The sequence below is a fragment of the Polaromonas sp. P4_F6 genome, assembly GCF_056401275.1.
Genome location: NZ_JBFUJQ010000002.1, coordinates 406,765 through 431,092 on the forward strand (window position 1 = coordinate 406,765; position 24,328 = coordinate 431,092).

Genomic DNA, 24,328 nt, shown 5'->3' on the forward strand with positions numbered 1-24,328 from the left:
GAATGGGCGGCTGTTTCTCTTTGAAGCCTGAAAGGCAGACATGAAGCAACTGACAGCATTGGCGCTTGGACTGCTGATGACTACGGCAGCGATGGCGCAGGGAGCGCCCGCGCCCCAGATACAACCAGTCGTACGCTGGTTTCCCATCTATGCCCGCTTCGCACCCGATGACAGCTGGGTGATCGTCAATCTTTGCAGCTACCACAACCCCTTGTATTGCCGCTTGGTGCGCTGGGAGCCGAATGGGCACGCGCAGCCCCTGGAAGACGGCACGCCGACCACCGGCCACTGGAGCCTCATTGCAGGGCAGGACCCAGGCAAGAGCTACATCTGGCCCAGCGTGTCCTGGGATGGCAAAAAGCTGGCTTATGTGGTTGCCGACTGTTCCGTCGAATCACGGCCCGCGCCGCCAAGGGCTTCGGGCGCCTTGCCATCAGCCCCGCATCCATTGGAAAAGCTGGACTGTGCCTTCTACAACGGCCAACCCGCCATGAGCGAATCCACAACCGACCTGAGGCAAGGACAAGCGATAGCGGCCGTTTACAGCGCAACCAGGCCCGCCTGGCGACCTGACGATCAGGCTATCCTGTATTGGCGAACTGTCGCCAAAGTCACCTTGGCCAGCGGACGAACCGGTGGTGTGCGTGATGTCTATGAATATGAGTTCAAGACGCAATCAGAAACGCCGAAGTTCGATCTGATTGCCACACATATATCGTGGGGTCGTGAGACTACAGGGCCTTTTTATGCACCCGATGGGAAGACGTTTGCATTCTGTGGATACGGATTTAACTTTCCCCCCGCGCTTGGACTGCAACACTTGTTCCAGTGTGTCCAGGTCAACCCTCAGAATGTTGTTGATTTCAAAGGCCTCAACCCTATTTCCCACAACACGACATTCCAATGGTTGATGGAAGATTGGCAGGGCACGCACTGGGTCACCAATGGAGATCAGGTACGTCTGGTCGATAAAAAAACGCTTCTTGTCACCGACGAACTTTTAAATACACGACTTCCAAACGGTCACATCGGCAATCTGACCCCCAATGACGTGAGCGTATCAAAAGAAAAAAATGCCGTTTTCGTCAATCGAACGCTTTTTAACTTGCAGCCAATTCGAAGAAGCGCTTATTGGATTGCAGATGAACGCGATGCACCACCTGCGCCGCATCTGTCTTACTACGACGCACAGACACGAGAAATCCGCCCCGTCTTTTGGCCCAACGTCGACCAGTTGAACTAAGGATTTTTACCTCACCCGGTCCGGCCTGGATGAATGGGCTGAGCCAAGCTCGCCTTCGTTAAACGGGCCGTGCTATTCGGGCTTTATGTTCGCGCTCTTGACCAGCTTGCCCCAGCGATCGGCCTCGGACTTGATCAAGGCGGCGAACTGCTCGGGTGTGCCGCCACCGATTTCGTTGCCCTGGCCCAGCATCTGCTCTTTAATGGTCGGGTCGGCGAGCGCCTTGTTGACGGTTTCATTGAGCAGCTTGATGAGGGCCGCGGGCGTGCCGGCCGGCGCCACCAGCCCTTGCCAGTTCTGGACTTCAAAGCCCGGCACGCCGGCCTCGGCCATGGTGGGCAGATCGGGAAACAGCGGTGAACGCGTCTTGCTGGTGATGGCCAGCGCGCGCAGCTTTCCGGCGCGGATCGAGGGCGCGGCCGAATACATCTGCTCAAACATCATGTCCACCTGTCCGCCCATCAGGTCGGTCGTGGCGGGCGCGCCGCCCTTGTAGGGGATGTGGGTGATGGACAGGCCGGCCAGCGACTTGAACATCTCGCCCGACAAATGGTGCGAGCCGCCCAAGCCGCCCGAAGCGAAGGACAGCTTGCCGGGGCTGGCCTTGGCGGCGGCGATGATGTCCTTGACGCTCTTGAACGGCGAGCTTGCGGGCACCATCAGCACCAGCGGCCCTTTTTCGATCAGGCAGACCGGCGCAAGGTCCTTGGCCGGGTCGAAGTTCAACTTCTTGAACATGGTGGGATTGACCGCCAGCGGTGCGAAGTTGCCCATGCCGATGACATAGCCGTCCGGCTTGGCGTGGGCCACAGCGTCGGTGCCGATGTTGCCGCCCGCGCCCGGCTTGTTGTCCACGAGCACCGGCTGGCCCAGTGCCGTGGAAATGAAACGGCCGATCTGGCGCGAGCGCTGGTCGGCATTGCCACCCGCCGAATAGGGGCAGATGAAAGTGATGGGCTTGCTGGGGTATTTGTCCTGGGCCCAGGCCAGCGAGGGCAAGGCGATGGCAACCGAAGTGGCTTGCAGGAGGTGACGGCGTTTCATGGGGAATCCTTGTAATCAGTGGTGTTCCCCAACCTTAATGTGCGCAGCTGTCAATCTGCTGGCACAGGCACCCGTGGTTTCCCCTACGCGGGTGGCCATCTACGCCAGACATCGAAAGCAGAATGAAAGACTTGGCCCAACACGGCCCCGAGGCGAAGAGTCAGGCTGTCTTTTGCGAAGGCCAGCGATAGGCCAGCACATTGGCCAACGGATAAAAATGCTCACGCACCTCATCGAGCTGGTTGCCGCCCCACAAATACACAAACTCCGCATCCGCGCGAAGAAAAAAACCGACATGGCCCTTCCAGCCGCCCGGGTCTTCGCGCGAGAGCACGGCAATGCAGCCGGGCACGGGCGCGGCCAGCGGCTCGCCCCACTCCAGCCATGAACGCGCCAGCGCCGACCCGGTGCCGGGGATGCCGGCCTGGTCCAAAGCCCAGTTCACGAACGACGAGCACCACGAAGCCTTGTCGTCATAACCGCGGATATTGGTGAGCGCGTGGTATTCGGTGACCCGGGGATTGCTCTGGCCCACGGGGAATGTGCGAACGCCGGCTTCGGCGCGGGCGATGGGCATCCAGGGTGCTTGCTGCATAAAAGTCCAATCAGGCGCAAGCCGTAACCTCAATCTCACACGCACGCTGCGGAGTGGCTCTTGGTCCAAAGCTCTCGATATTTGCCAACGTTACCGTATGGTGGGCCGAAATCTGTGCCGCGGTGAGGATTCCGTTGTCCACGGTGGAGTGGCCGTCAGAGACCAGGGTGACCGGATAACCGAGCGCCAGGGCTCGCCGGGTCGTTGTGTCTACGCAGAAGTCGCTTTGCAGGCCGCAGATAATCACTTTTTTGATTCCGCGCTCCTGCAGCAGCGCATGCAGCTCCGTGTTGTGAAACGAGTCGGTCGCCTTCTTCCGCAGGTGGATATCGCTCGGCTGGACATCCAGGCCATCCGCGAGTTTCCACCCTTCAGTTCCATATTCCAGCGGATCATCGGGTGCCTCGTGCTGGATCAAGATGACGGGAGCGCCTGCGGCACGGGCCTTGGCAGACACCTGGTTGATTCTGTCGATGACGCGCTGGCTTTCAAAGGCCCCGCCCTCACCGAAGCAAAGAGCCGTCTGAACGTCGATGATAAGGAGGGCAGTTGTCGTCATGGGTTCAGATCTGATACTGAGGTGTGGAAGGACAGGGAAATTCAGCCTGCCGCAATTTGCAGGCTTGACCAGTGCTTAGTTTGCATCGCCAGAGCCACGCTGTTGCATCGCCTCCTGCCACAGCCTGGCGAGTTCCCCCGGGCGATCGGGGTGGGTTTCGTATGCGGCTACGCCCTGTGGAATCATCACCCAGGAAAGCGCGCTTTTTGTCCAAAGGTGCGCAACAGGCTCAAACTCCCGCGCGTTATGCAATGTGCCGGGTAGCAGTGCCGCCATGGTTGGCTTGTCGGCCGGTTCCGCCCACAACCGGGTATCGCAATCAATGCACACCCTCGCCCTGCGTTGGCGCCCGTTTCCCATATCAAATGTCAGGAGCTGCGGGCTTCCCTGCGTGACTTCCAGCGCCGAACGGTCAACCCACATGGCAAGCCGCATGCTACTGCCGGAGCGCCGCTGGCAGTCTGTGCAATGACACGCGTAGAACGTCAGCGGATGCGCGGTCAGCTTGTAATGCACCTTCCCACAAAGGCAGCTGCCGGTCCATGGGGGGTTTGATTCGGGGTAACGCATTGCGGTCAAAGGCTAGCACTGTTTGGAATTTGCATATGGCGAAAAGCCGCATTGTGTTGCGTGTCGGTGTCTATCCAAATGCTAGACCACACCCGGCACCTGTAGACCGTGCCTTCTTGCAACCCATGCCAAGCAGTGGTTTCGATCATCGGGCCTGGACAATGAGGGGGCTGAAACCTCGATTCGATGGTACTCAATGAACTGAGCTGCCATGCCCGGGGGCGACTCGAGTTTCTTGAGGACCAGCGCTTCAGCTGCTGCTTTGTTTCCAACCCAAAGGGCAATGTCTACCGCCCAGTCGGGTATCCAGGTCACCTCGCGGCGTTCTAGAAGACGCGCCGATAGAGTTTCCTTGGTGCAACAAACATCAAACGCAGGCATGGCTAATTCATGAATGGTTTTCACCATCGAATCTATTTCCTCTTGCCGCCTGGCGGGATCGACAAGTTGCCACTTCAGGTACTCATGCGCCTGAGAAAGATATCCGATCTGCGTGCCCCATACATAATCGCCCGTGGTAACGCCATTTGCTTCGCGCCACCTGGCAAGCTCAGTAGATTTCGTCCGGGCGTGCAGCGCGACGCCCACATGGGACCCAGAGGAATTGGCACTATCGGCCTGGAAGGACACGACGTGCGTGAATGGTCCGACTTTCCTTGAAAAATGGAGTCCGCTTTTGGACCACCGAAAACCCAGCTCCGCAAATGCCCCCGCGACCGCGGCGCATGAGCTTGCAATCACATCGGCGACGCGCTCCGTGCCGGGAGTGACGGGATGAAATCGACCGGACTGAGTCCGCCGGCGTGCATCGAGCGTATCCTGAATGTGATCGTCAAGTGAGCGTAACGATTTAGGCATGGTGGTCGATTGTGCCTAGCCAAGACTAGGTCATTTGGCGGCCTGATGATTGATATGAGCGGCGTTCCACAGACAGCGGAGCCGGCTGTGAAATGTCCATTCGACGGAAGAATCAGGCCGCATCCGCAATCCGTGGCGGGGAGAGTTCAAGCGCCAGGAACTTGGTGCCGGGAACGGGGTTGAAGGCAACAGGCGCCGCCGGTTTAAAACCCAGCGATTCGTAAATGCGCTGCGCGGCGGAGAACTCGGGCAGCACATCCAGGCAGACGCGCGAGTAGCCCGCAGCGCGCGCCTCGGCGAGTAGGCTTTCGACGAGGCGCCGGCCGAGGTTCTCGCCTCGCGCACCCGGCCGCACATAGACACGCTTCATTTCGCAGCTGCTGTCATCAACGCGGCGAAGCGCCGCGCATCCGACGACGGCTTGGCCCTTCCATGCGAGCAGCAGCCGGCCCTCGGGCGCGGCGTACTTTCCCGGCAAGGCGGCGAATTCCGCCTCGTAGTCCTGGAAGCCCAGGTCCACGGTTGGGCTGGCGATGTATTCGCGAAAGATGGCGACGACGCGCTCAAGGTCGTCAGGAAATTTTGCGGGCTTGATATCGGTCATAGGGGAACCCTCACACCGGCTCAATCGTAATCTGCACCGTCATGGACTCTTCCCCGCCACCCTGGCGCACACCCTTGATGGGCGGGCAGGCGTTGTAGTCGGTGCCCATGGCCAGGCGCACGTGGCGCTGGTCGATCAGGCAGCTGTGGGTCACGTCTATGCTGGCCCAGCGGCGCGTGGCAACGTCCAGGCAGACGTCGCACCAGGCGTGGCTGGCCAGGTCGGGTTCGTTGGCCGCATAGAAGTAGCCGCTGACATAACGCGCCGGGTAGCCCAGGCTGCGGCAGATGGCGACCATCACATGGGCCTGGTCCTGGCAGACGCCCGCGCCGGACTTGAAGGCCTCCAGCGCGGTGGTGGTCACGCTGGTGCTGTTCTTGCGGTAGCTCACCGCATCGGCCACGCCCAAGCTCAGGGCCAGCAGGGACTGCAGGCTGGCCGTGCCGTCCAGGCTTTGCGGGATAAAGCGGCGGCCGAACTCGGCGAGCTCCCAGTGCGGCTCGGCCAGGTGGGTGGCGCGCAGAAAGAAGTAGGGATGCGGCAAGGTTTCGTCATCGTTGAACTCGGCCACACCCAGGGTTTCGACCTCGCCGGCCGCATTGACCAGGCTCCAGCGCACGTTGTCGGCCTCCTTGCCGACAAAGGTGTAGGCGCTCACGGTGTTGCCGAAAGCGTCGCGCTGGGTGAACAGCTTTTCGGGCGCGCCCAGGCTCCAGTAGTTCACGGTCTGCGCCGGGCCGGACTGCGGCGTGAGCCACAGCGTCTGCAGCGCGTAGCGCAGCGGCTCGGTATACCGGTAGTCGGTGGTATGCCGGACGTGTAGTTTCATGGGTGGCCAATTCCCACGTACAACGCGGCGCCTGTGGTGCTCAGTGGGTGGCCGGCACAAGAAACTCGCGGCTGATGTGCGCGCCTATCTCGTTGACGCGGTCCAGGAACTGGGTCAGGAAGGCGTGCAGGCCGGTGGCGAGGATCTCGTCGATGCGGGCGTACTGCAGGTCGGCGCGCAGCTTGCCGGCGCGGCGCTGGGTTTCGCTGGCCGTGTCGCTGGTCACCATGGCGAGATTGCCCATGAGTTCGTTGAGGCAGGCCAGCAGCGAGCGCGGCATGTCGGGCCGCAGGATCAGCAGCTCGGCCACGCGCTCGGGCTTAATCACGTCGCGATACACCTTGCGGTAGACCTCGAAGCCGGAGACGCTGCGCAGGATCGCGCTCCAGTGGTAGAAGTCGTATTCCTGGTCCTTCTCGCCGTTGGTGCCCAGGAAGTCGTTTTGCACCGCGTGGAATTTCACGTCCACCAGGCGGGCGGTGTTGTCGGCGCGCTCCAGGAAGGTGCCCAGGCGCAGGAAGTGGAAGGCCTCGTCCTGCAGCATGGTGCCGGCCGTGACGCCGCGCGAGAGGTGCGAGCGGAACTTGACCCACTCAAAGAACTGGCCGGGGTCGCGCTCGAAGTCGCCGTTGCGCAGCATGCGGATCACTTCGAGGTAGGTCTGGTTCTGGGTTTCCCAGACTTCGGTGGTCAGGGTGCCGCGCACGGCGCGCGCATTCTCGCGGGCATTCTTCAGGCAGGAGACGATGCTCGAGGAATTCTGCTCGTCGCGCACCATGAAGTCCATGACTTCGCGCGGGTTGATGCTGTCGCCGTATTTGGCGGCATAAGAGGGCTTGAGCTCGCTGATGCTCAGCAGGCTTTGCCAGCCGCCCTGCACCACGGCGGCCGATTGCGGCAGCAGCGAGGTCTGGTAGTTGACGTCCAGCATCCGGGCTGTGTTTTCGGCGCGCTCCGTGTAGCGAGACATCCAGAAAAGGTGATCGGCAGTACGAGACAACATGATTACTTCCCTCCCACTTGGATTTGAGTCTGCGACTGCGACTGCGATTGAAATGCCACGGGCGACGAAGGCCCCTCCAGAATCCAGGTGTCCTTGGTGCCGCCGCCCTGCGAGGAATTGACCACCAGCGAGCCGTCTTTCAGCGCCACGCGCGTGAGGCCGCCGGGCACCATCTGCACTTCCTTGCCGCTCAGCACAAAAGGCCGTAAATCGATGTGGCGCGGCGCGATGCCGCTTTCGACATAGGTCGGGCAGGTGGAAAGGCTCAGCGTGGGCTGGGCGATATAGCCCGAGGGGTTGGCCAGCAAGGCGGCGCGGAACTCCTCGATCTCGGCCTTGGTGGCGGCCGGGCCGACCAGCATGCCGTAGCCGCCGGCGCCGTGCACTTCCTTGACGACCAGGTCCTTGAGATTGGCCAGGGTGTACTGCAGGTCCTCGTTGTTGCGGCACATATAGGTGGGCACGTTTTTGAGGATGGGTTTTTCGCCGAGGTAGAACTCGATCATCTTGGGCACATAGGGGTAGATGGACTTGTCATCGGCCACACCGGTGCCTATGGCATTGCACAGCGAGACATTGCCGCTGCGGTAGACGTTGAGCAGGCCCGCGCAGCCCAGCGTGGAATTGGGACGGAAGGCCAGCGGGTCCAGGAAGTCGTCATCGACGCGGCGGTAGATCACGTCGACGCGGCGCGGGCCGCGCGTGGTGCGCATATAGACGAAGTTGTCCTTGACGAAGAGGTCCTGGCCTTCAACCAGCTCCACGCCCATTTGCTGCGCGAGAAAGGCGTGCTCGAAGTAGGCCGAGTTGTACATGCCGGGCGTGAGCACCACCACCGTGGGCTCGGCCGTGGCCGGCGGCGCCATGGCGCGCAGGGTTTCAAGCAGCAAATCGGGGTAGTGCGCGACCGGCGCGACGCGGTTTTCGCTGAAGAGCTCGGGGAACAGCCGCATCATCATCTTGCGGTCTTCCAGCATATAGCTCACACCGCTGGGCACGCGCAGGTTGTCTTCGAGCACGTAGTACTCGCCCTCGCCCTGGGCATTGGGCGCGCGCACGATGTCGATGCCGCTGATGTGCGAATAGATGTTGCCGGGAACGTCCACGCCCATCATCTCGGGACGGAACTGCGCGTTCTGGAAGATCTGCTCGGACGGGATGACACCGGCCTTGATGATCTCCTGGCCGTGGTAGACGTCGTGGATGAAGCGGTTCAGCGCCGTGACGCGCTGGACCAGGCCTTTTTCCATGCTGGCCCATTCGTGGGCGGGGATGATGCGGGGGATCAGGTCGAAGGGGATCAGGCGTTCGGTGCCGGCGCCGTCCTCGTCCTTGGCGCCGTAGACGGCAAAGGTGATGCCGACGCGGCGAAAAATCATCTCGGCTTCGGCGCGGCGCGCCTCCATCACGTCGGCCGGCTGTTTCGCCAGCCAGCGTTGGTAGCCCTGGTAGTGTTCACGGACGCTGGATTCCGTGGCATTCATTTCATCAAACATCGGTCGGCTCATTGGCTTGATCTCCAGCAAGTTATGCGCAGGGCACTGTTTTGACATAGCTTAGCAAGTTATGCGCCAAGGCGGCGCACACCCACCTTATTTTTAACGTGCAGGCACATGATGCCAGTAGCGTTTGCCCTCCTCCCGCTGGCAGCGCACAGCCTCGGCATGCTGGCTGTCCCATGTCGCCGCCCCGCATGTCGCGGATTTGACAAGGCTGATGCCGCGCGCTTCATAGCGCGCCACCACCGGCTCGGCCGGGTGGCCGAAGCGGTTGCGGTAGCCCGCCTGCGCCATGGCCCATTGCGGCTGGACGGCGTCCAGGAATACCGCGCTTGAGGATGTCTTGCTGCCGTGGTGCGGCACCAGCAGAAAGTCGGCCTGGAGACGGGCCGGATCGTCGGCGGCCAGGGTCGCTTCCTGCGGCGCCTCGATGTCGCCCACCAGCAAGGCCGTGCGCTTGCCGTTGGAGATGCGCAGCACGCAGCTCATGGCATTGGGCTTGGCCGGCGTGCCGTAGGCCGCGGCGGGCGGATGCAGCAGCTCGAACTGCACGCCGTCCCATTCCCAATGCTGGCCGGCCATGCAACGCTCCGCCTTGCGCTGGGCCTGCAGCGGGTGCGTGTCCTCAATCGAGCTGAGCAGCCGCGCCCCGGGCTGCATGGCCAGCACCGCGGCCGCCCCGCCTATGTGGTCTATGTCGCGGTGGCTGACCATCAGGACGTCCAGCCGCTCGCCCAGCGCGCGCAGCAGCGGCACCAGCACGCGGTGGCCGGCATCGCTTTCGCGCGAAAAACGCGGCCCCGCGTCGTAGAGCAGGCTATGGCCCGCGGTGCGCACCAGTACTGCATTGCCCTGGCCGATGTCGGCCGCCAGCAGCTCAAACTGACCGGGCGCGACCCGCAAGGGCTGCCACAGCAGCACGGGCAGCAGCAGCGGAACGCCCAGCAAGCGCCAATGCCAGGGCAGTCGCGTGGCCAGCAAGCCGCCGCCCGCCACACCGGCGACGGCGCACCACAGCGGCGCCGCGGCCACGCTGACGGACGCCAGCGGCCAGCTTGCCAGCCACTGCAGGAACAGCGCCAGCAGGCTGACGCAGGCGGCGGTTGCGGCCCAGGCCGGCGCCCACAGCACGCCCAGCAAGGCCAGCGGCGTGATCAGCAGGGTCACGGCGGGAATCGCCACGGCATTGGCCAGCAGGCCGACCAGCGAGACCTGGTTGAACAGCAGCAGCGACAGGGGCGTGAGCGCCAGCGTCACCACCCATTGCTCACGCGCGGCGCGGGCCAGGCCGGCCAGCCAGCGCGGCCCATGCCGCCGCCATCCGCCTTGCGAAACCGGCTCTTGAATGCCATGGCCAGGACGCACACCGGAATCCGTCGCGAACAGCACACCGACCGCCACAAAAGACAGCCAGAAACCAGCCTGCATCAAGGCCCAGGGGTCCACGGCCACCACCACGGCCATGGCCAGCAGCCAGGTCTGTGCCCAGGGCCATTGCCGGCCGCCCTGGCGCAGCAGGATCACGGTGGCCAGCATCAGGAGGGTGCGCTGCGCGGGCACGCCCCAGCCGGCAAACAGCGCATACAGGGTAGCCAGCAGCAGGCCGCCCAGCGCGCCGGCACCCGCGGCCGGCAATGCCAGGCACAGCCTGGGCGTGAGAAGCGCGGAGCGGCGCCAGAGGCCGCCGACCAGCAGCGAGGCGGCCCAGGCAAACATCGTGATGTGCAGCCCGGAAATGCTCATCAAATGCGCGACGCCCGTGGCGCGGAACACATCCCAGTCGGCGCGCTCTATGGCGTTCTGGTCGCCCACCACCAACGCGGCAATGATGCCGGCCCACTGGCGGTTCTCCACACGCGCGAAAATTTTCTCGCGCACCGCCTGCCGGGCCTGCTCGATGGGGTGTTGCCAGCTGCCGGAAAGTTTTGCCGGCGGTGCGTCATGCGCGCCGGCCCGCACATAGCCGGTGGCCTGTATGCCCTGCTCCCACAGCCACAGCTCGTAGTCAAAGCCATGCGGATTGCTGTTGCCGTGCGGCGCCTTGAGCCGCACCGTCATGCGCCAGCGCTCGCCGGCGCGCAAGGGCTGCGGCTGGCGCTGCAGGGCCAGCGCCGCCTCGAAGGGGTCCGCATCCTGCGCCAGGGGGCGGGGCTCGCGCCCGGCAAAGCCCGAATACCAGCCCAGCAGGATTTGTGGCGGCAGGCTGACCTTGCGGCCGTCCAGGCGCGCGGATTCCACATCAAGGCGAAAACGCAGGCCGTCCTCGCCGGGTTGCGGCATGGCGGGCACGCTGCCTGTGACCTCGATGTCGCGGCCTTCCAGGGCCGGGTCCAGCGCGGCGGACTGGAAAATACCAGCCCGCCAGCCGGTGGAGCCAAAACCCAGCAGCGCCGCCAGACCCAATACCCACAGGGCCCTGCTCAGGGAGGTTTTGGCTTGATGGCGCGCCAGCCGCCCTGACAAGGCCGCCAGGCAGGCCAGCCCGGCACACAGCGCATAGCCTTGCCACGGCCACAGCGCGGGCTGCTGCAATTGCAGGGCCACGCCCGCGATAAAACCGGCCAGGGCGAGCCCCGGGCTCATGGCGCGGGCCATGACACGATGATGAATACAGCTGGCCCCAAAGCCGCCTCCCCTGTTTTTTGCTTTTTTAGAACTTGTTTAACGGGAGGGCGATGCAGCAAGCCGACAGCCCGCCATGCAAACTCCGCATGGCGCAGCTCTTGCTTTCAGAAATACCGCCAAATCCGGGTAAGCTGTTGAGAACCTGTTCACGGCCTAAACGGAGCCGCGTTGGGGTGCAATCGGGATGAGTGGGCCGCCCGGGACCGCCGCATGGGCTAATGCCCATGCAAGGGCCTGGGTGGCTCAATCGCCCGATTTCACCCCAACCCGGAGGGCAAGCGCCTTCTCGGGCGGTCTGCAGCGTTGCGGCGCTAGCCCATAGCTATGCTATGGGCGTCGCACCGCGCCTTGCATCCCATCCCGATAAGGTGCTTGCGCGGCCCCGTTTAGGCCGTGAACAGGTTCTTAGTGTTTTCAAGACCGCATGATGTGGCGGTCCCCGCGCCCAGTTATTTTTTTAAGCGAGGTTGCCTTGTCCATCCACGTTGCCCTGAGCCACATCACCCATTACAAATACGACCGCCTGGTGCGGCTGGGCCCCCAGGTGGTCCGCCTGCGGCCCGCGCCGCACAGCCGCACCCAGGTGCTGTCCTATTCCCTCAAGGTCGAGCCCGCCGGGCATTTCATCAACTGGCAGCAGGACCCTTTCGCCAACTACCAGGCCCGGCTGGTGTTTCCCGAGCCGACGCGCGAGTTCAAGGTCACGGTGGACCTGGTCGTGGAAATGGCGGTGTTCAACCCCTTTGACTTCTTCCTGGAGCCGGCCGCCGAGGAATTTCCCTTCAGCTACAACGCGCTGCAGGCCCGGGAACTGGCGCCCTACCTGGCCACCCAGCCTGCCACGCCGCTGTTCAAGCGCTACCTCGAGAAAATCGACCGCACGCCCAAACGCACCATCGATTTCCTGGTGGGCCTGAACCAGAGCCTGCAGTCGGACATCCAGTACTCCATCCGCATGGAGCCCGGCGTGCAGACACCCGAGGAGACCCTGCGCCTGGCCTGCGGCTCCTGCCGCGACACCGGCTGGCTGCTGGTGCAGCTGCTGCGCCACATGGGCCTGGCCGCGCGTTTTGTCTCGGGCTACCTGATACAGCTCAAGGCCGACGTCAAGTCCATAGACGGCCCCAGCGGCGCCGAAGCCGATTTCACCGACCTGCACGCCTGGTGCGAGGTGTTTTTGCCAGGCGCGGGCTGGGTGGGCCTGGACCCGACATCGGGCCTGATGGCCGGCGAAGGCCATATCCCGCTGGCCTGCACGCCCGAGCCCTCGAGCGCCGCGCCTGTCGAGGGCGGCGTCGACAAATCCGAAGTCGAGTTCGAGCACCACATGGCGGTGCAGCGCATCTATGAATCGCCGCGTGTGACCAAGCCCTATACCGAAGAGCAATGGCAGAAAGTGCTGGCGCTGGGCGAGAAGGTCGACCAGGACCTGGCGGCCGGCGACGTGCGCCTGACCATGGGCGGCGAACCGACCTTTGTGGCCACCACCGACCGCGACGCGGCCGAATGGAATATCGCCGCGCTGGGCCCGACCAAGCGCGGCTATGCGACCGAACTCGTGCAAAAACTGCGCGCCGAATACGGCGAAGGCGGTTTCCTGCACTTCGGCCAGGGCAAGTGGTACCCGGGCGAGCAGCTGCCGCGCTGGGCGCTGAGCATTTTCTGGCGCAAGGACGGCCAGCCGATCTGGCAGAACCCGGCCCTGTTCGCCGACGAGCGCCAGCCTTGCAACTACACCAGCGCCGACGCGCAGCGTTTTGTGCAGACCCTGGCGGGCAAGCTGGGCCTGGCCACGACCTACATCACGCCGGGCTATGAGGACACCTGGTACTACCTCTGGCGCGAACGCCGGCTGCCGGTCAATGTCGACCCCTTTGATTCGCGGCTGGACGACGCCATGGAGCGCGAGCGCCTGCGCCGGGTCTTCATGCAGGGCCTGGATTCGGTGGTGGGCTATGTGCTGCCGCTGCAGACCAAGGAGCAGCTCACACAAAGAAACGCCAGCGCCTCGCCTGCGCTGGCCGGCCCGAAATGGACCACGGGACCCTGGTTTTTCCGCGACGAACGCATGTATTTGATGCCGGGCGATTCCCCCATGGGCTACCGCCTGCCGCTGGATTCCGTGCCCTGGGTGTCCAAGACCGACTATCCCTACATGATCGAGTCCGACCCTTTCGCGCCGCGGCAGGACCTGCCGGATGCCTCGGCGCTGGCCGCGCGCTACAACGGCGGCTTCAGCGATGCCCGCGGCGCCACAGCGGCGGCACCTTCCGCGGGCGGCAGCGCCAGTTCACTGGCGCAGTACATGGCGCGCTACCTGAGCGGCAACACCGCGCTGTCGCAGGCCAGCCGCATCCTGCAGTTCCGTCCGACGGGCAACAACGGCACTGGCGGTGCGGGCGGCCAGCCGGCCGGCGCATCGCCCGAGGCGGCCGCGCCCGCAGACGACCGCGCGCCCAAGCCTTTTGAGTCGGCCGCCTGGCTGACACGCACCGCGCTGTGCGTGGAAGTGCGCGACCCGCAGCGCGCCAACGGCCCCAGGGACAAACCCAAGGCCGACCCGGACAGTCAGGCCAACAAATCGGGCCGCGGCGAAGTGGGTGCGATCTATGTCTTCATGCCGCCCATGGAACGGCTCGAGGACTACCTGGACCTGCTGGCCGCAGTGGAAGCCACGGCGCAATCGCTGGGCGTGAGCATCGTGCTCGAAGGTTACCCGCCGCCGCGCGACCCGCGCCTGAAAATGCTGCAGGTCACGCCCGACCCCGGCGTCATCGAGGTCAACATCCACCCGGCCTACAACTGGGGCGAGCTGGTGGAGCACACCGAGTTCCTCTACAAGATCGCGCACGAGACCCGCCTGTCGGCCGAGAAGTTCATGACCGACGGCCGCCACACCGGCACCGGCGGCGGCAACCACTTTGTGCTGGGCGGCGCCACGCCGGCCGACAGCCCCTTCCTGCGCAAGCCGGAGGTGCTGGGCAGCCTGATCGCCTACTGGCACAACCATCCCTCGCTGAGCTATCTGTTCTCGGGCATGTTCATAGGCCCGACCAGCCAGGCGCCGCGCGTGGACGAGGCCCGCAACGACCAGCTCTACGAACTCGAAATCGCCCTGCGCGAGATTGAGAACAACCGCAAGAAATACGGCGCCGACATGCCGCCCTGGCTGGTGGACCGCACCTTGCGCAACATCCTGGTCGACGTGACCGGCAACACCCACCGCAGCGAGTTCTGCATCGACAAGATGTACTCGCCCGACTCCACCACCGGCCGCCTGGGCCTGCTGGAGCTGCGCGCCTTCGAGATGCCGCCGCATGCGCGCATGAGCATCGCCCAGCAGCTGCTGCTGCGCGCGCTGGTGGCGCGCTTCTGGAACAAGCCCTACCACGGCCGCGTCACGCGCTGGGGCACCGAGCTGCACGACCGCTTCCTGCTGCCCGGCTTTGTGCGCATGGACTTCGAGGACGTGCTGACCGAGCTGCGCGAAGCCGGCTACGCCTTCGACATGGCCTGGTTCGAGCCGCATTTCGAGTTCCGCTTCCCCCTCATCGGCCAGGTCAAATCCAACAGCATCGAGCTGACGCTGCGTAGCGCGCTCGAGCCCTGGCATGTGATGGGCGAGGAAGGCTCGGCCGGCGGCACGGTGCGTTATGTCGACTCCTCGCTGGAGCGCATCGAAGTGCACGTCACGGGCCTGAACGACAACCGCTACGTCATCACCGTCAACGGCCGGGCCCTGCCGCTGCAAAGCACGGGCCGCGTCGGCGAATATGTGGCCGGCGTGCGCTACAAGGCCTGGAACCCGCCTTCGGCGCTGCACCCGTCCATAGGCGTGCATGCGCCGCTGACCTTCGACATCGTCGACACCTGGATGGAGCGCTCGCTGGGCGGCTGCCAATACCATGTGGCGCACCCGGGCGGGCGCAATTACGACACGCTGCCGGTCAATTCGTACGAGGCCGAAAGCCGCCGCCTCACGCGCTTTTTCCGCATGGGCCACACGCCCGGCAAGATGCGCGTGGCGCCGGCGCAGCCCAGCCGGGAGTTTCCGTTCACGCTGGACCTGCGCTGAGGGCGGCTGGGGGGCGCCTTCCCCGGCGCCCATCAGCCTGTCTTATGGCTGCAACAATTGCATGCGCAAGCGGCATAAATCGTCCATTTGGCGGGAAAGCCGTACCTGATTGAGGCTTTGCGCCTGCGGGCCGCAGGCATACTTGCAGCACGTGGAAAATAACACCCAGTCCCTTTTTGCCGCCCAGGCGCTCGAATCCCCCTGCGCCCTGGCCGCCGCGCTGGCGCCGCATGCGGCAGCCGGCCATTTCGACGAGTTGCGGGGCCGTGTCTCCGAAGGCCCCGCGCCCGCGGAAACGGCCGCGCCGGCCCAGCCCGCGCTGCGCACGGCCGGCGCCCCTGAAACCGCCGCGCCCCCGCCCGAAGCCGCCGCCACCGACGACAGCCTGTCGCCCGACTGGACACGCTTTTTCAACTTCCTGGGCGCCGACGGGTTTTACGACCTGAACCACCGCACCGCCAACCTGCGCCGCCAGATCCGCGACAACGGCGTGACCTACAACGTCTACGCCGACGCCAACGGCCCGCAGCGCCCCTGGGCGCTGGACCTCTTTCCCATGATGGTCTCGGCCGGCGACTGGGCGCAGATCGAGGCCGGCATCCAGCAACGCGCCCGCCTGCTGGACCGTGTCATGGCCGATATCTACGGCCCGCAGGAGCTGCTCTCCAAAGGCCTCTTGCCCAGCGCGCTGGTGCATGCCCACCCGGGCTACCTGCGCGGCATGCAGGGCGTGCAGCCGGCCGGCGGCACCTATCTGCACATCGCCGCCTTCGACATCGCCCACGGCCCCGACGGCCGCTGGTCGGTGGTGTCGCAGCGCACGCAGGCGCCTTCGGGCCTGGGCTACCTGCTGGAAAACCGGCTGACCATCTCGCTGCTGTTCCCCGAAGCCTTCCGCGAGATGAAAGTCGAGCGCCTGGCCGCGTCGTACAAGGCGCTGGTGGACGGCCTCAAGGCCATGAGCCCGGCCGACGGCAACGAGGAAAGCCGCGTGGTGCTGCTGACCCCGGGGCCTTACAACGAAACCTATTTTGAACACGCCTACCTCGCGCGCTTCCTGGGCCTGACCCTGGTCGAGGGCAGCGACCTGCTGGTGCGCGACGACAAGCTTTACCTCAAGACCCTGCGCGGCCTGGAGCCGGTGCACGGCCTTCTCAAGCGCCTGGACGACGAGTTCCTGGACCCGCTGGAGCTGCGCTCGGACTCCACGCTGGGCGTGCCCGGCCTGCTGCAGGTTATCCGTGCCGGCAATGTGCTGGTGGTCAACACGCCGGGCTCGGCCTTCCTTGAATCGAGCGCGCTGCTGGGCTTTTTGCCCGCGCTGTCCGAACACCTGCTGGGCGAGACCCTGGCCCTGCCCTCGCTGGCCACCTGGTGGTGCGGCGAGCAAGCGGTGCTGCAGGATGTGCTGGGCCAGCTCAAGAACTGCGTGATCAAGCCAACCTACCCGGGCTCGGGCATGGAGTCGGTGATAGGCCACACGCTGTCGCGCCGCGCGCTGGACGAATGGGCCGGCCGCATCGTGCGCCGCGGCGAGGACTACACGGTGCAGGCCTATTTGCCGCTGCCGCAGACGCCGACCTGGCAGGGCGAGCGGATTTCCCCGCGATCGGCCATGCTGCGCGTGTTTGCCGTGGCCGACGGCAAGGGCTCCTGGCAGGTGCTGCCCGGCGGGTTGGCGCGGCTGGCCGGCAAGAACGAGAACATGTCCTCCATGCAGCACGGCGGCAGCAGCGCCGACGTCTGGGTGCTGGGCGATGCGTCCGCGGCCAAGGCGACAGCTCCGCGTGCCGAGCAGCCCTCGCCCGCCTGGGCCACCGCCCCGCTGCGCCACCGCCCGCCGGTGACCAGCCGCGCGGCCGAAAACCTTTTCTGGCTGGGCCGCTACACCGAGCGCGCCGAAAATTCCACGCGCCTGGCGCAGATCACTTTGCAATGCCTGGGCGGTGAAGACCAGACCTCGCAGCCCCTGCTGGCCTGGCTGACCACCATGGCGGTCGGCAATGCGCTGGTGCTGGACACCGTGCCGCCAGCCACGCATGCGCGCCGCGTGTTTGAACGCGCGCTGATCGCCAACCTGGCCGACACCGAGCAGGCCGCCAGCGTGGGCTTTAACCTGCGCGCGCTCAAGAGCGCGGCCTCGGCCGTGCGCGAGCGCCTGTCGCAGGAACAGTGGCACATGATCGTGCGCACCGAAGCCGATTTTTTCCAGCGCTGCGCGGTGTTCAGCAGCGTGGGCCAAAGCCAGTCGCAAAGCCAGGGCGGCCAAGGCCAGAGCCAGTACCTGCTCGAATACTCCTCCGTCGAGGCGCTGCGCGCGCTCGAATCGGCCAGCGGTTTCCTCTCGGCCATGACGGGCGCGCAGACCGACCGCATGACGCGCGACGACGGCTGGCGCCTGCTCAGCGTGGGCCGGCTGATCGAGCGGCTCAACACCCTGGCCGGCGCGCTGGCGCGCGGTTTTGAAACCGGCTCGGTCTTCGAGGAAGGCGGCTTCAACGCCATGGTGGCGCTGTTCGACAGCACCATCACCTTCCACGCGCAATACCAGCAGCGCCGCGACATCCCCGCCCTGCTGGATTTGCTGGTGCTGGACCGCGACAACCCGCGCTCCCTGGGCTGGGTGGTGCAGACCCTGCGCGGGCGCCTGGCCAAGCTGGCCGGCAGCGCGCCGGGCGACATGCCCGAACTCGCGATGGAGCTGCCCGACCCCGGCAGCTGGGCCCTGGCCGATTTGTGCGCGGGCATGCAAACCGGCGCGGACAGCGAAGCAGCCGACGGCGACGAAGACTGCCGGCAGCATGACGGCCGCCTGGTGCAGATGCTGGAGCAATGCTGCGACGCCGCGCTGGACCTGTCGGACACCCTGAGCCGCCGCTACTTCAGCCACGCGGCCTCCGGCAGCCAGAGCCTGGGCGCTTGAGCCCCAGGCGCGGAGTTACCCCATGCTGCTGCACGTCGTCCATGAAACCCGCTACCGCTATGCGCCGGCGGTGGAAAACGCCCACCATGTGGTGCACCTCAAACCCGCCAGCCGCAACGGCCAGAGCCTGCTGAGCTACGCGCTGCGCGTCGACCCGGCGCCCGTGCAATTGCGCGAGACCGTGGACGTCTACGGCAACACGCGCAGCTATTTTTCGCTGCAGGCTGCGCATGAAAGCCTGACCGTGGTGGCCGACAGCGTGGTCGCCACCACGGCCCTCAACCCGCTGCAGTCCGAAAGCGCCCTGTCTGCCGGCGCCGCGGTGTCGCAGCCCTGGGAGCAGGTGCGCGAGCAGTTCCGCTACCGCGCCGGCGCGGCCTACGACAGCGCCTCCGAATTCCTGTTCGCCTCGCCCTATGTGCCGCGCGACGAGGCCTTCGCCGAATTCGCGCGACCCAGCTTCCTGCCAGGCAGGCCGCTGCCCGAGGCGGCGCGCGACCTGATGGAACGCATCCATGACACCATGACCTACGAGAGCGAAAGCACGGAGGTCAACACGCCGGCGCTCGAGGCGCTCAGGCAGGGCAAGGGCGTGTGCCAGGACTTTGCCCACATCATGGTGGCCTGCTGCCGCGCCATGGGCCTGCCGGCGCGTTATGTGAGCGGCTACCTGCTGACCAGCCCGCCACCCGGCCAGCCGCGCCTGGTCGGCAGCGACGCCTCGCATGCCTGGGCCTCGGTCTATTGCCCGGGCCTGGGCGCCTGGCTGGACTTCGACCCCACCAACAACCGCGCGCCGGGCGAAGACTATGTCACGCTGGCCACGGGGCGCGACTTCCTCGACGTCTCGCCCATGCGCGGCGTGATACGCGGCGGGGCGCAGCACATCCTCGACGTGGCGGTGACGGTGCAGCCCCTGGCCGAGACCGAGGCCGAGTCCCTGGTTAGCGGGAACTGAGCGCCTCCCTAGGGCCTGCTAACACTGTGTTTGCAAGATGCGTTGCGAGTCAAAAAGGCCTTGAGCAAGGCGCAAAACGCAGGCGGGGTAGACCCCGTCAAGGCTTTGCAACGCCGCGCAAGGCCTTTTTGATTGCAACCCGGAGGGAATGGGGTGAAAACGGCGCCACTCGGCGTTGCGCTCCTAGCGCAGACACCCGGTCTGCGCGTCGTCGCGCGCCTTGATTGGCGCCGTTTTCACCCCATTCGCATTTGCAAACACAGTGTTAACAGGCCCTAGCAACGAACCCTCGGGCAGGCTGCCCACCAGGCGGCGCCTGCACAGGCCCACAAACTCCTGCGCCGCGCCCGACTGCGCCTGCTTGGGCTTGAAGGCCAGCAAGGCGCGGAACCACACCCCGGCCGCCAGCGGCACACTGCGCAGGCCCAGCGCCAGGTATTCGCGCGCCACCAGCGGATTGGTCACGGCCAGCCCGGCGCCGGCCAGCACCAGCGCACATTGCGTCGCGCTGTAAGGCGTTTCGATCACAAAACGCGGCTGCACGCCGGCCTGCGCGAGCGCCGCCTCCAGCCGCCGCTGCGCCGGGTCGGACGCCGACAGGCCCACCAGCGGCACCTCCTGCAAATCCTGCGGCTGCAGCACCTGCTTGCGCGCCAGCGGATGGGCGGCCGGCATGATGCAGACGGCGGGCGCCTGGTAGAACAGCGAGGACACCAGGCCGCTGGTGTCGGCCTCGTCGCCCAGGAAAGCCAGGTCCACCGCACCCTGGAACAAAGCCTCGCGCAGCACCTTGGAGCTGTCGACCAAAAGCAGGCAGCGCGTGCGCGGGTAGCTGCGCTGGAACTCGGCCAGGGCCCAGGGCATGACGCTGGCGGCCATGGCGTGCAGCGAGCCGATGCGCAGCACCGTGTCTTCATGCGACTGCAGCGCCACGATTTTTCGCTGCACGGCCTCCAGGCCTTCGTAGACCCGCTCGACCTCTTCCATCAGCGCATGGGCTTCGGGCGTGGGTGTGAGCTTGCCCTTGGGCCGGTCAAACAGCTTGAGGCCGGCGCGCGCTTCGAGCTGCTGGAGCAGCTGCGTGACCGCCGGCTGGCTCACATGCAGGGCCGCGGCCGCGCGGTTGGCCGTGCCCAGCCGCATGACCATGCGGAACACCTCGATCTGGCGCGCGCTTGCTTCGGCCATGGCCATCTCCTTATAAGTTTGACTTATTCTAAATCGCCAACAAAGCCTGCACGGCAGGCCTCGGCCTTCCTACCATTGGCCGCATGAATTCCCTTGTTTCCGAATCCCCCGCCGTGACCCGCAACCCGCGGCTGTCCGGGCTGCGCTGCATCCATTGCGCCCGCGAATATCCCTTGCAGGACCTGCCGGCCGGCTGCCCGCACTGCGCGGCAGCCGGCACGCCCGCGAGCCTGGAAGCGGTGTATGCCGAACTGCCCAAAACCTTCAAAACCGCCAGCACGGGTTATAAGTGGGGCGCCTGGCTGCCTTACACCCAGGGCGTGTCCCTGGGCGAAGGCGGCACGCCCTGCCTGGACCTGCCGCGCCTGGCGCGCGCCCTGGGCTTGCGCCAGCTCTCGGCCAAACACGAGGGCATGAACCCCACAGGCTCGCACAAGGACCGCATGTCGGCCCAGGCCGTGAGCCGGGCGCTGGACGTGGGCGCGCAAACCGTGGTGCTGGCCTCCAGCGGCAACGCGGCGGTGTCGGCCGCGGCGTATTGCGCGGCCGCCGGCCTGGCCTGCGAAGTCGCCACCTACCACGACATGCCGGAGCCCTTCGCGCGCGCGCTGCAGCGCCTGGGCGCCAAACGCCTGATGTTCGAGCGCGGCTTCGGCCGCTGGGAACACCTGCGCCGCCGCGTCGAGCAGGACGGCGCCTTCGCGCTGACCAACTACAGCGTGCCCGCCGTCGGTAGCCCGGCCTTCGGCGTCGAAGGCTACCGCGCGGTGGCGCTCGAATGTGTGGCCGAGGGCTGCATCCCCGACCATGTGCTGGTGCCCACCGCGCGCGGCGACCTGCTCTGGGGTGTTTACAGCGGCCTGCGCGACCTGCTGCAAGCCGGGCTGATCGCGCGCATGCCGCGCCTCTGGGCGGTCGAGCCCTTTCCCCGCCTGGCCCGCGCGCTGGGCGGCGAGCCGCTGCAGGCCGACTTCGCCGGCCAGACCGCGCAGTTTTCCACCGGCGGCAGCACCGTCACGCTGCAGCAGGCGCTGGCCGTGCAGCGCTCGGGCGGCGGCGCGGTGGTGGTGGACGATGCCGGCGCCGCCGAAGGCAGCGCCCGGCTGGCCGCGCAAGGCCTGTGGGTGGAGCTGTGCGCGGGCGCTTGTCTTACCGCGCTCGCGCAGCTGCGCGCGCGCGGCGAGGTCGCGCCTTCCGAACATGCCCTGCTGCTGCTGACCGCCAAGGGCGACCGCGACACCTTTGACACTTTTTCCTGACTCCCTGAACCCTCCCTGAACCCTCCTTGAACCGACCCCCCGTAAAGGATTTCCCCATGAAGACCCGATTGCTCACCGCCCTGCTGCTGGCCGGCAGCCTGATCAGCACCGCCGCCCAGGCGGCCTACCCCGACAAACCGCTGCGCCTCATCGTGCCCTGGGCGCCCGGCGGCAGCACCGATGCGATTGCGCGCGCCGTCGCGCAGCGCATGGGCGAGACCATGGGCCAGAGCGTGGTGGTGGACAACCGCTCCGGCGCCTCGGGCCGCATAGGCACCGAGGCCGCGGCCAAGGCCGCGCCCGACGGCTACACCTTCGCCATCGTCGAGCTGCCGCATGCGATCGCACCGGCCGTGTTCAACAAAATGCCTTATGACCTGCTGCGCGACTTCACGCCGATTTCCATGGTCGGCACCTCGCCGCTGATGCTGTTTGCCAGCGGCACGCCCTACAAGAACGGCGACATCAAGGGCTTCCTCAAACACTACCGCGCCAGCAAGGTGCCGCTGGCGCTGGCCAACAGCGGCAATGGCTCGATCAGCCATCTTTCGAGCGAGCTGTTCGCCACGGCTGCCGGTATCAAGGTCAACGCGATCCCCTACCGCGGCTCGGCGCCGGCGCTCACCGACGTCGCGGCCGGTCAGGTGGACGCCCATTTCGCGACGCTGGCCAGCGCCAGCGCGCTGCTGGGCGCGGGAAAAATCTCGGCCCTGATGGTGACCGGCAACACGCGTGTGGCCTCGCTGCCCGAGGTGCCCACCGCGCGCGAGGCCGGCATGGACGGCATGCAGTTCAACCAGTGGTGGGCCCTGGTGGCGCCGGCCACCACACCCATCGAGATCGTCGAGCGGCTGCGCAGCGAAGCCGTCGCTGCGCTGGCCCATCCGTCGACGCGCGAGCGGCTCACCACGCTGGGCATAGACCTCAAGGGCTCGAGCCGAGACGAGCTGCGCGCCTTTATGCGCAGCGAGGTGGACCGCTGGGGCGCGGTGGTGCGCAAGGCCGGCATCAAGCCCGAATAAGCGGTTACGCCGGCCGGGGCTGCATCACTTCCTTTCATGCCGCTACAGGCCGGCGCGCTGACGGGCCCGCCCTACAATTCCCCGAACCGCCCGCCGGGCCTGTCTTCAACCAAGGAAACACCATGAGCGCCTACGACAAGCTGAAAGCACTGAACATCACCCTGCCCCCCGTGGCAATTCCCGTCGCCGCCTACCTGCCTTTTGTGCGGACCGGCAACCTGGTGTTCCTGAGCGGCCATATCGCCAAGAAGGACGGCAAGCCCCTGGTCGGCCAGCTGGGCAAGAACATGACGACCGAAGAAGGCAAGGCGGCGGCGCGCTCGGTCGCTATCGACCTGATGGGCACACTCGAAGCCGCCGTCGGCCTGGGCAAGGTCAAGCGCATCGTCAAGCTCGTGAGCCTGGTCAACTCGACCGGCGACTACACCGAGCATCACCTGGTGACCAACGGCGCCAGTGAACTTTTCGCTGAAATTTTCGGTGATGCCGGCACGCATGCGCGCGCCGCCTTCGGTGTGGCGCAGATTCCCATGGGTGCCTGCGTCGAGATCGACCTGGTCGCGGAAGTCGAGTAAACACTGCCACCGCAAGCACCCGCAATCACTGTGGGGCCGGCAAAGTGGCGGCGAGCGCCCGTTCGCGCGAGCCTTTAAACTCAACACGCCCCGGCCATTTCGCCGGGGCAGCGTTCTCAGGGCGGGGTGAAATTCCCCACCGGCGGTGTTTGCAGGTAACTGCATCAGCCCGCGAGCGCCCGGCCCTCTCACCGAGGGCCGGGGTCAGCAGATTTGGTTCAACTCCAAAGCCGACGGTCACAGTCCGGATGAAAGAGAGCGCGATGCCATCGGCTATGCCGTGGGCGCCCGCGCGTCCCTGGCCGGCCGCGGGCTCGTGCGCCCTGATTCTGGTAACACCTAGTTAGAGGCCATCCATGAGTCAGACCATTGTTTCCTCCCCTTCCACCGCCCAATCCGGCGGCTCCCCTTCCAAGGCGCGTTTCGCCTTTATCCAGTCGTCCTGGCACGAAGACATCGTGGACCAGGGGCGCGGCGCCTTCCTGTCCGAAATGGCCAGGCAGGGCGTGGGCCCTGAATCCATAGACACCTTTGAAGTGCCGGGCGCTTTCGAGATTCCGCTGCACGCGAAAAAACTCGCGCAGTCGGGCCGTTATGCGGGCGTGGTCTGCTGCGGGCTGGTGGTGGATGGCGGCATTTACCGCCACGAATTCGTCGCCGACGCGGTGATCAGCGCGCTGATGGGCATTCAGCTGGAGACCGGCGTGCCGGTGTTCTCGGCGGTGCTGACGCCGCAGCATTTCCATGAGCATGAGGAACACCGCCAGTTCTTCAGCGCCCACTTCCTGACCAAGGGCAAGGAAGTGGCTCAGGCCTGCCTGGAAACGGTGGCGGGCCTCAGGAAGCTGGAAACACTGCTCGCGGCCTGAGGCCGGATGCCCGCCCCCTCTTCACAAGGC

General features: G+C 65.7%; 19 protein-coding genes and 1 riboswitch. Of the genes, 8 read left to right on the forward strand and 11 right to left on the reverse strand.

The annotated features are described in order from the left end of the window. Positions 1-40: 40 nt before the first annotated feature. Positions 41-1,243 carry a hypothetical protein gene (locus AC1DUN_RS07765; RefSeq protein WP_477713454.1) on the forward strand — a complete coding sequence of 401 codons (1,203 nt, stop codon included), beginning with the start codon at positions 41-43 and terminating at the stop codon, positions 1,241-1,243. Between the two features lie 72 nt (positions 1,244-1,315). On the opposite strand, the gene AC1DUN_RS07770 is transcribed toward AC1DUN_RS07765, so the two are convergent. The 10 genes from AC1DUN_RS07770 to AC1DUN_RS07815 all read right to left on the reverse strand — a co-directional run bounded on the left by AC1DUN_RS07770 (position 1,316) and on the right by AC1DUN_RS07815 (position 11,387). Continuing rightward, positions 1,316-2,287 (reverse strand): Bug family tripartite tricarboxylate transporter substrate binding protein, encoded by a 972-nt coding sequence (locus tag AC1DUN_RS07770; protein WP_477713455.1) that lies wholly within the window; start codon positions 2,285-2,287, stop codon positions 1,316-1,318. Positions 2,288-2,447: 160 nt separating this feature from the next. Then, on the reverse strand, positions 2,448-2,882 hold the full coding sequence (locus tag AC1DUN_RS07775) for a TIGR02594 family protein (RefSeq protein ID WP_477713456.1): 435 nt from the start codon (positions 2,880-2,882) through the stop codon (positions 2,448-2,450). Between the two features lie 10 nt (positions 2,883-2,892). After that, complete coding sequence (locus tag AC1DUN_RS07780; protein ID WP_477713457.1) at positions 2,893-3,441, reverse strand: cysteine hydrolase family protein; 549 nt, start codon at positions 3,439-3,441, stop codon at positions 2,893-2,895. 75 nt (positions 3,442-3,516) lie between these two features. Further along, positions 3,517-4,011, reverse strand: coding sequence for a GFA family protein (locus AC1DUN_RS07785; RefSeq protein WP_477713458.1), 495 nt, complete (start codon positions 4,009-4,011; stop codon positions 3,517-3,519). Positions 4,012-4,092: 81 nt separating this feature from the next. After that, complete coding sequence (locus tag AC1DUN_RS07790) at positions 4,093-4,869, reverse strand: hypothetical protein (RefSeq protein ID WP_477713459.1); 777 nt, start codon at positions 4,867-4,869, stop codon at positions 4,093-4,095. A gap of 112 nt (positions 4,870-4,981) precedes the next feature. Then, on the reverse strand, positions 4,982-5,473 hold the full coding sequence (locus AC1DUN_RS07795; RefSeq protein WP_477713460.1) for a GNAT family N-acetyltransferase: 492 nt from the start codon (positions 5,471-5,473) through the stop codon (positions 4,982-4,984). Between the two features lie 10 nt (positions 5,474-5,483). Next, positions 5,484-6,302, reverse strand: coding sequence for a transglutaminase family protein (locus AC1DUN_RS07800; protein WP_477713461.1), 819 nt, complete (start codon positions 6,300-6,302; stop codon positions 5,484-5,486). 40 nt (positions 6,303-6,342) lie between these two features. Next, complete coding sequence (locus tag AC1DUN_RS07805; protein WP_477713462.1) at positions 6,343-7,305, reverse strand: alpha-E domain-containing protein; 963 nt, start codon at positions 7,303-7,305, stop codon at positions 6,343-6,345. A gap of 2 nt (positions 7,306-7,307) precedes the next feature. Next, positions 7,308-8,813, reverse strand: coding sequence for a circularly permuted type 2 ATP-grasp protein (locus tag AC1DUN_RS07810; RefSeq protein ID WP_477713463.1), 1,506 nt, complete (start codon positions 8,811-8,813; stop codon positions 7,308-7,310). A 90-nt stretch (positions 8,814-8,903) separates the two neighbouring features. Next, positions 8,904-11,387, reverse strand: coding sequence for a DNA internalization-related competence protein ComEC/Rec2 (locus tag AC1DUN_RS07815; protein WP_477713464.1), 2,484 nt, complete (start codon positions 11,385-11,387; stop codon positions 8,904-8,906). A gap of 514 nt (positions 11,388-11,901) precedes the next feature. Here AC1DUN_RS07815 and AC1DUN_RS07820 point away from each other — a divergent pair. The 3 genes from AC1DUN_RS07820 to AC1DUN_RS07830 all read left to right on the forward strand — a co-directional run bounded on the left by AC1DUN_RS07820 (position 11,902) and on the right by AC1DUN_RS07830 (position 19,385). Continuing rightward, a complete protein-coding gene (locus AC1DUN_RS07820) occupies positions 11,902-15,504 on the forward strand; it encodes a transglutaminase family protein (RefSeq protein ID WP_477713465.1) in 3,603 nt (1,200 codons plus the stop codon). Between the two features lie 151 nt (positions 15,505-15,655). Next, positions 15,656-18,427: a circularly permuted type 2 ATP-grasp protein gene (locus AC1DUN_RS07825; RefSeq protein WP_477713466.1), complete on the forward strand. Its 2,772-nt coding sequence runs from the start codon at positions 15,656-15,658 to the stop codon at positions 18,425-18,427. A 22-nt stretch (positions 18,428-18,449) separates the two neighbouring features. Beyond that, positions 18,450-19,385 carry a transglutaminase family protein gene (locus AC1DUN_RS07830; protein ID WP_477713467.1) on the forward strand — a complete coding sequence of 312 codons (936 nt, stop codon included), beginning with the start codon at positions 18,450-18,452 and terminating at the stop codon, positions 19,383-19,385. Between the two features lie 183 nt (positions 19,386-19,568). Here the strand turns inward: AC1DUN_RS07830 and AC1DUN_RS07835 are convergent, their stop codons facing one another. Beyond that, positions 19,569-20,573 carry a LysR family transcriptional regulator gene (locus AC1DUN_RS07835; RefSeq protein WP_477713468.1) on the reverse strand — a complete coding sequence of 335 codons (1,005 nt, stop codon included), beginning with the start codon at positions 20,571-20,573 and terminating at the stop codon, positions 19,569-19,571. Positions 20,574-20,656: 83 nt separating this feature from the next. Here AC1DUN_RS07835 and AC1DUN_RS07840 point away from each other — a divergent pair, with 83 nt between their 5' ends. The 4 genes from AC1DUN_RS07840 to AC1DUN_RS07855 all read left to right on the forward strand — a co-directional run bounded on the left by AC1DUN_RS07840 (position 20,657) and on the right by AC1DUN_RS07855 (position 24,298). After that, on the forward strand, positions 20,657-21,832 hold the full coding sequence (locus AC1DUN_RS07840; protein WP_477713469.1) for a pyridoxal-phosphate dependent enzyme: 1,176 nt from the start codon (positions 20,657-20,659) through the stop codon (positions 21,830-21,832). Positions 21,833-21,888: 56 nt separating this feature from the next. After that, the gene (locus AC1DUN_RS07845) at positions 21,889-22,854 is read left to right on the forward strand and encodes a tripartite tricarboxylate transporter substrate binding protein (RefSeq protein ID WP_477713470.1); all 966 of its coding nucleotides are present in this window, start codon (positions 21,889-21,891) and stop codon (positions 22,852-22,854) included. Between the two features lie 122 nt (positions 22,855-22,976). Further along, positions 22,977-23,429, forward strand: coding sequence for a RidA family protein (locus AC1DUN_RS07850; RefSeq protein ID WP_413330199.1), 453 nt, complete (start codon positions 22,977-22,979; stop codon positions 23,427-23,429). 108 nt (positions 23,430-23,537) lie between these two features. Continuing rightward, positions 23,538-23,693, forward strand: a riboswitch (FMN riboswitch). A gap of 92 nt (positions 23,694-23,785) precedes the next feature. After that, positions 23,786-24,298: a 6,7-dimethyl-8-ribityllumazine synthase gene (locus AC1DUN_RS07855; RefSeq protein ID WP_477713471.1), complete on the forward strand. Its 513-nt coding sequence runs from the start codon at positions 23,786-23,788 to the stop codon at positions 24,296-24,298. Positions 24,299-24,328 lie beyond the last annotated feature (30 nt).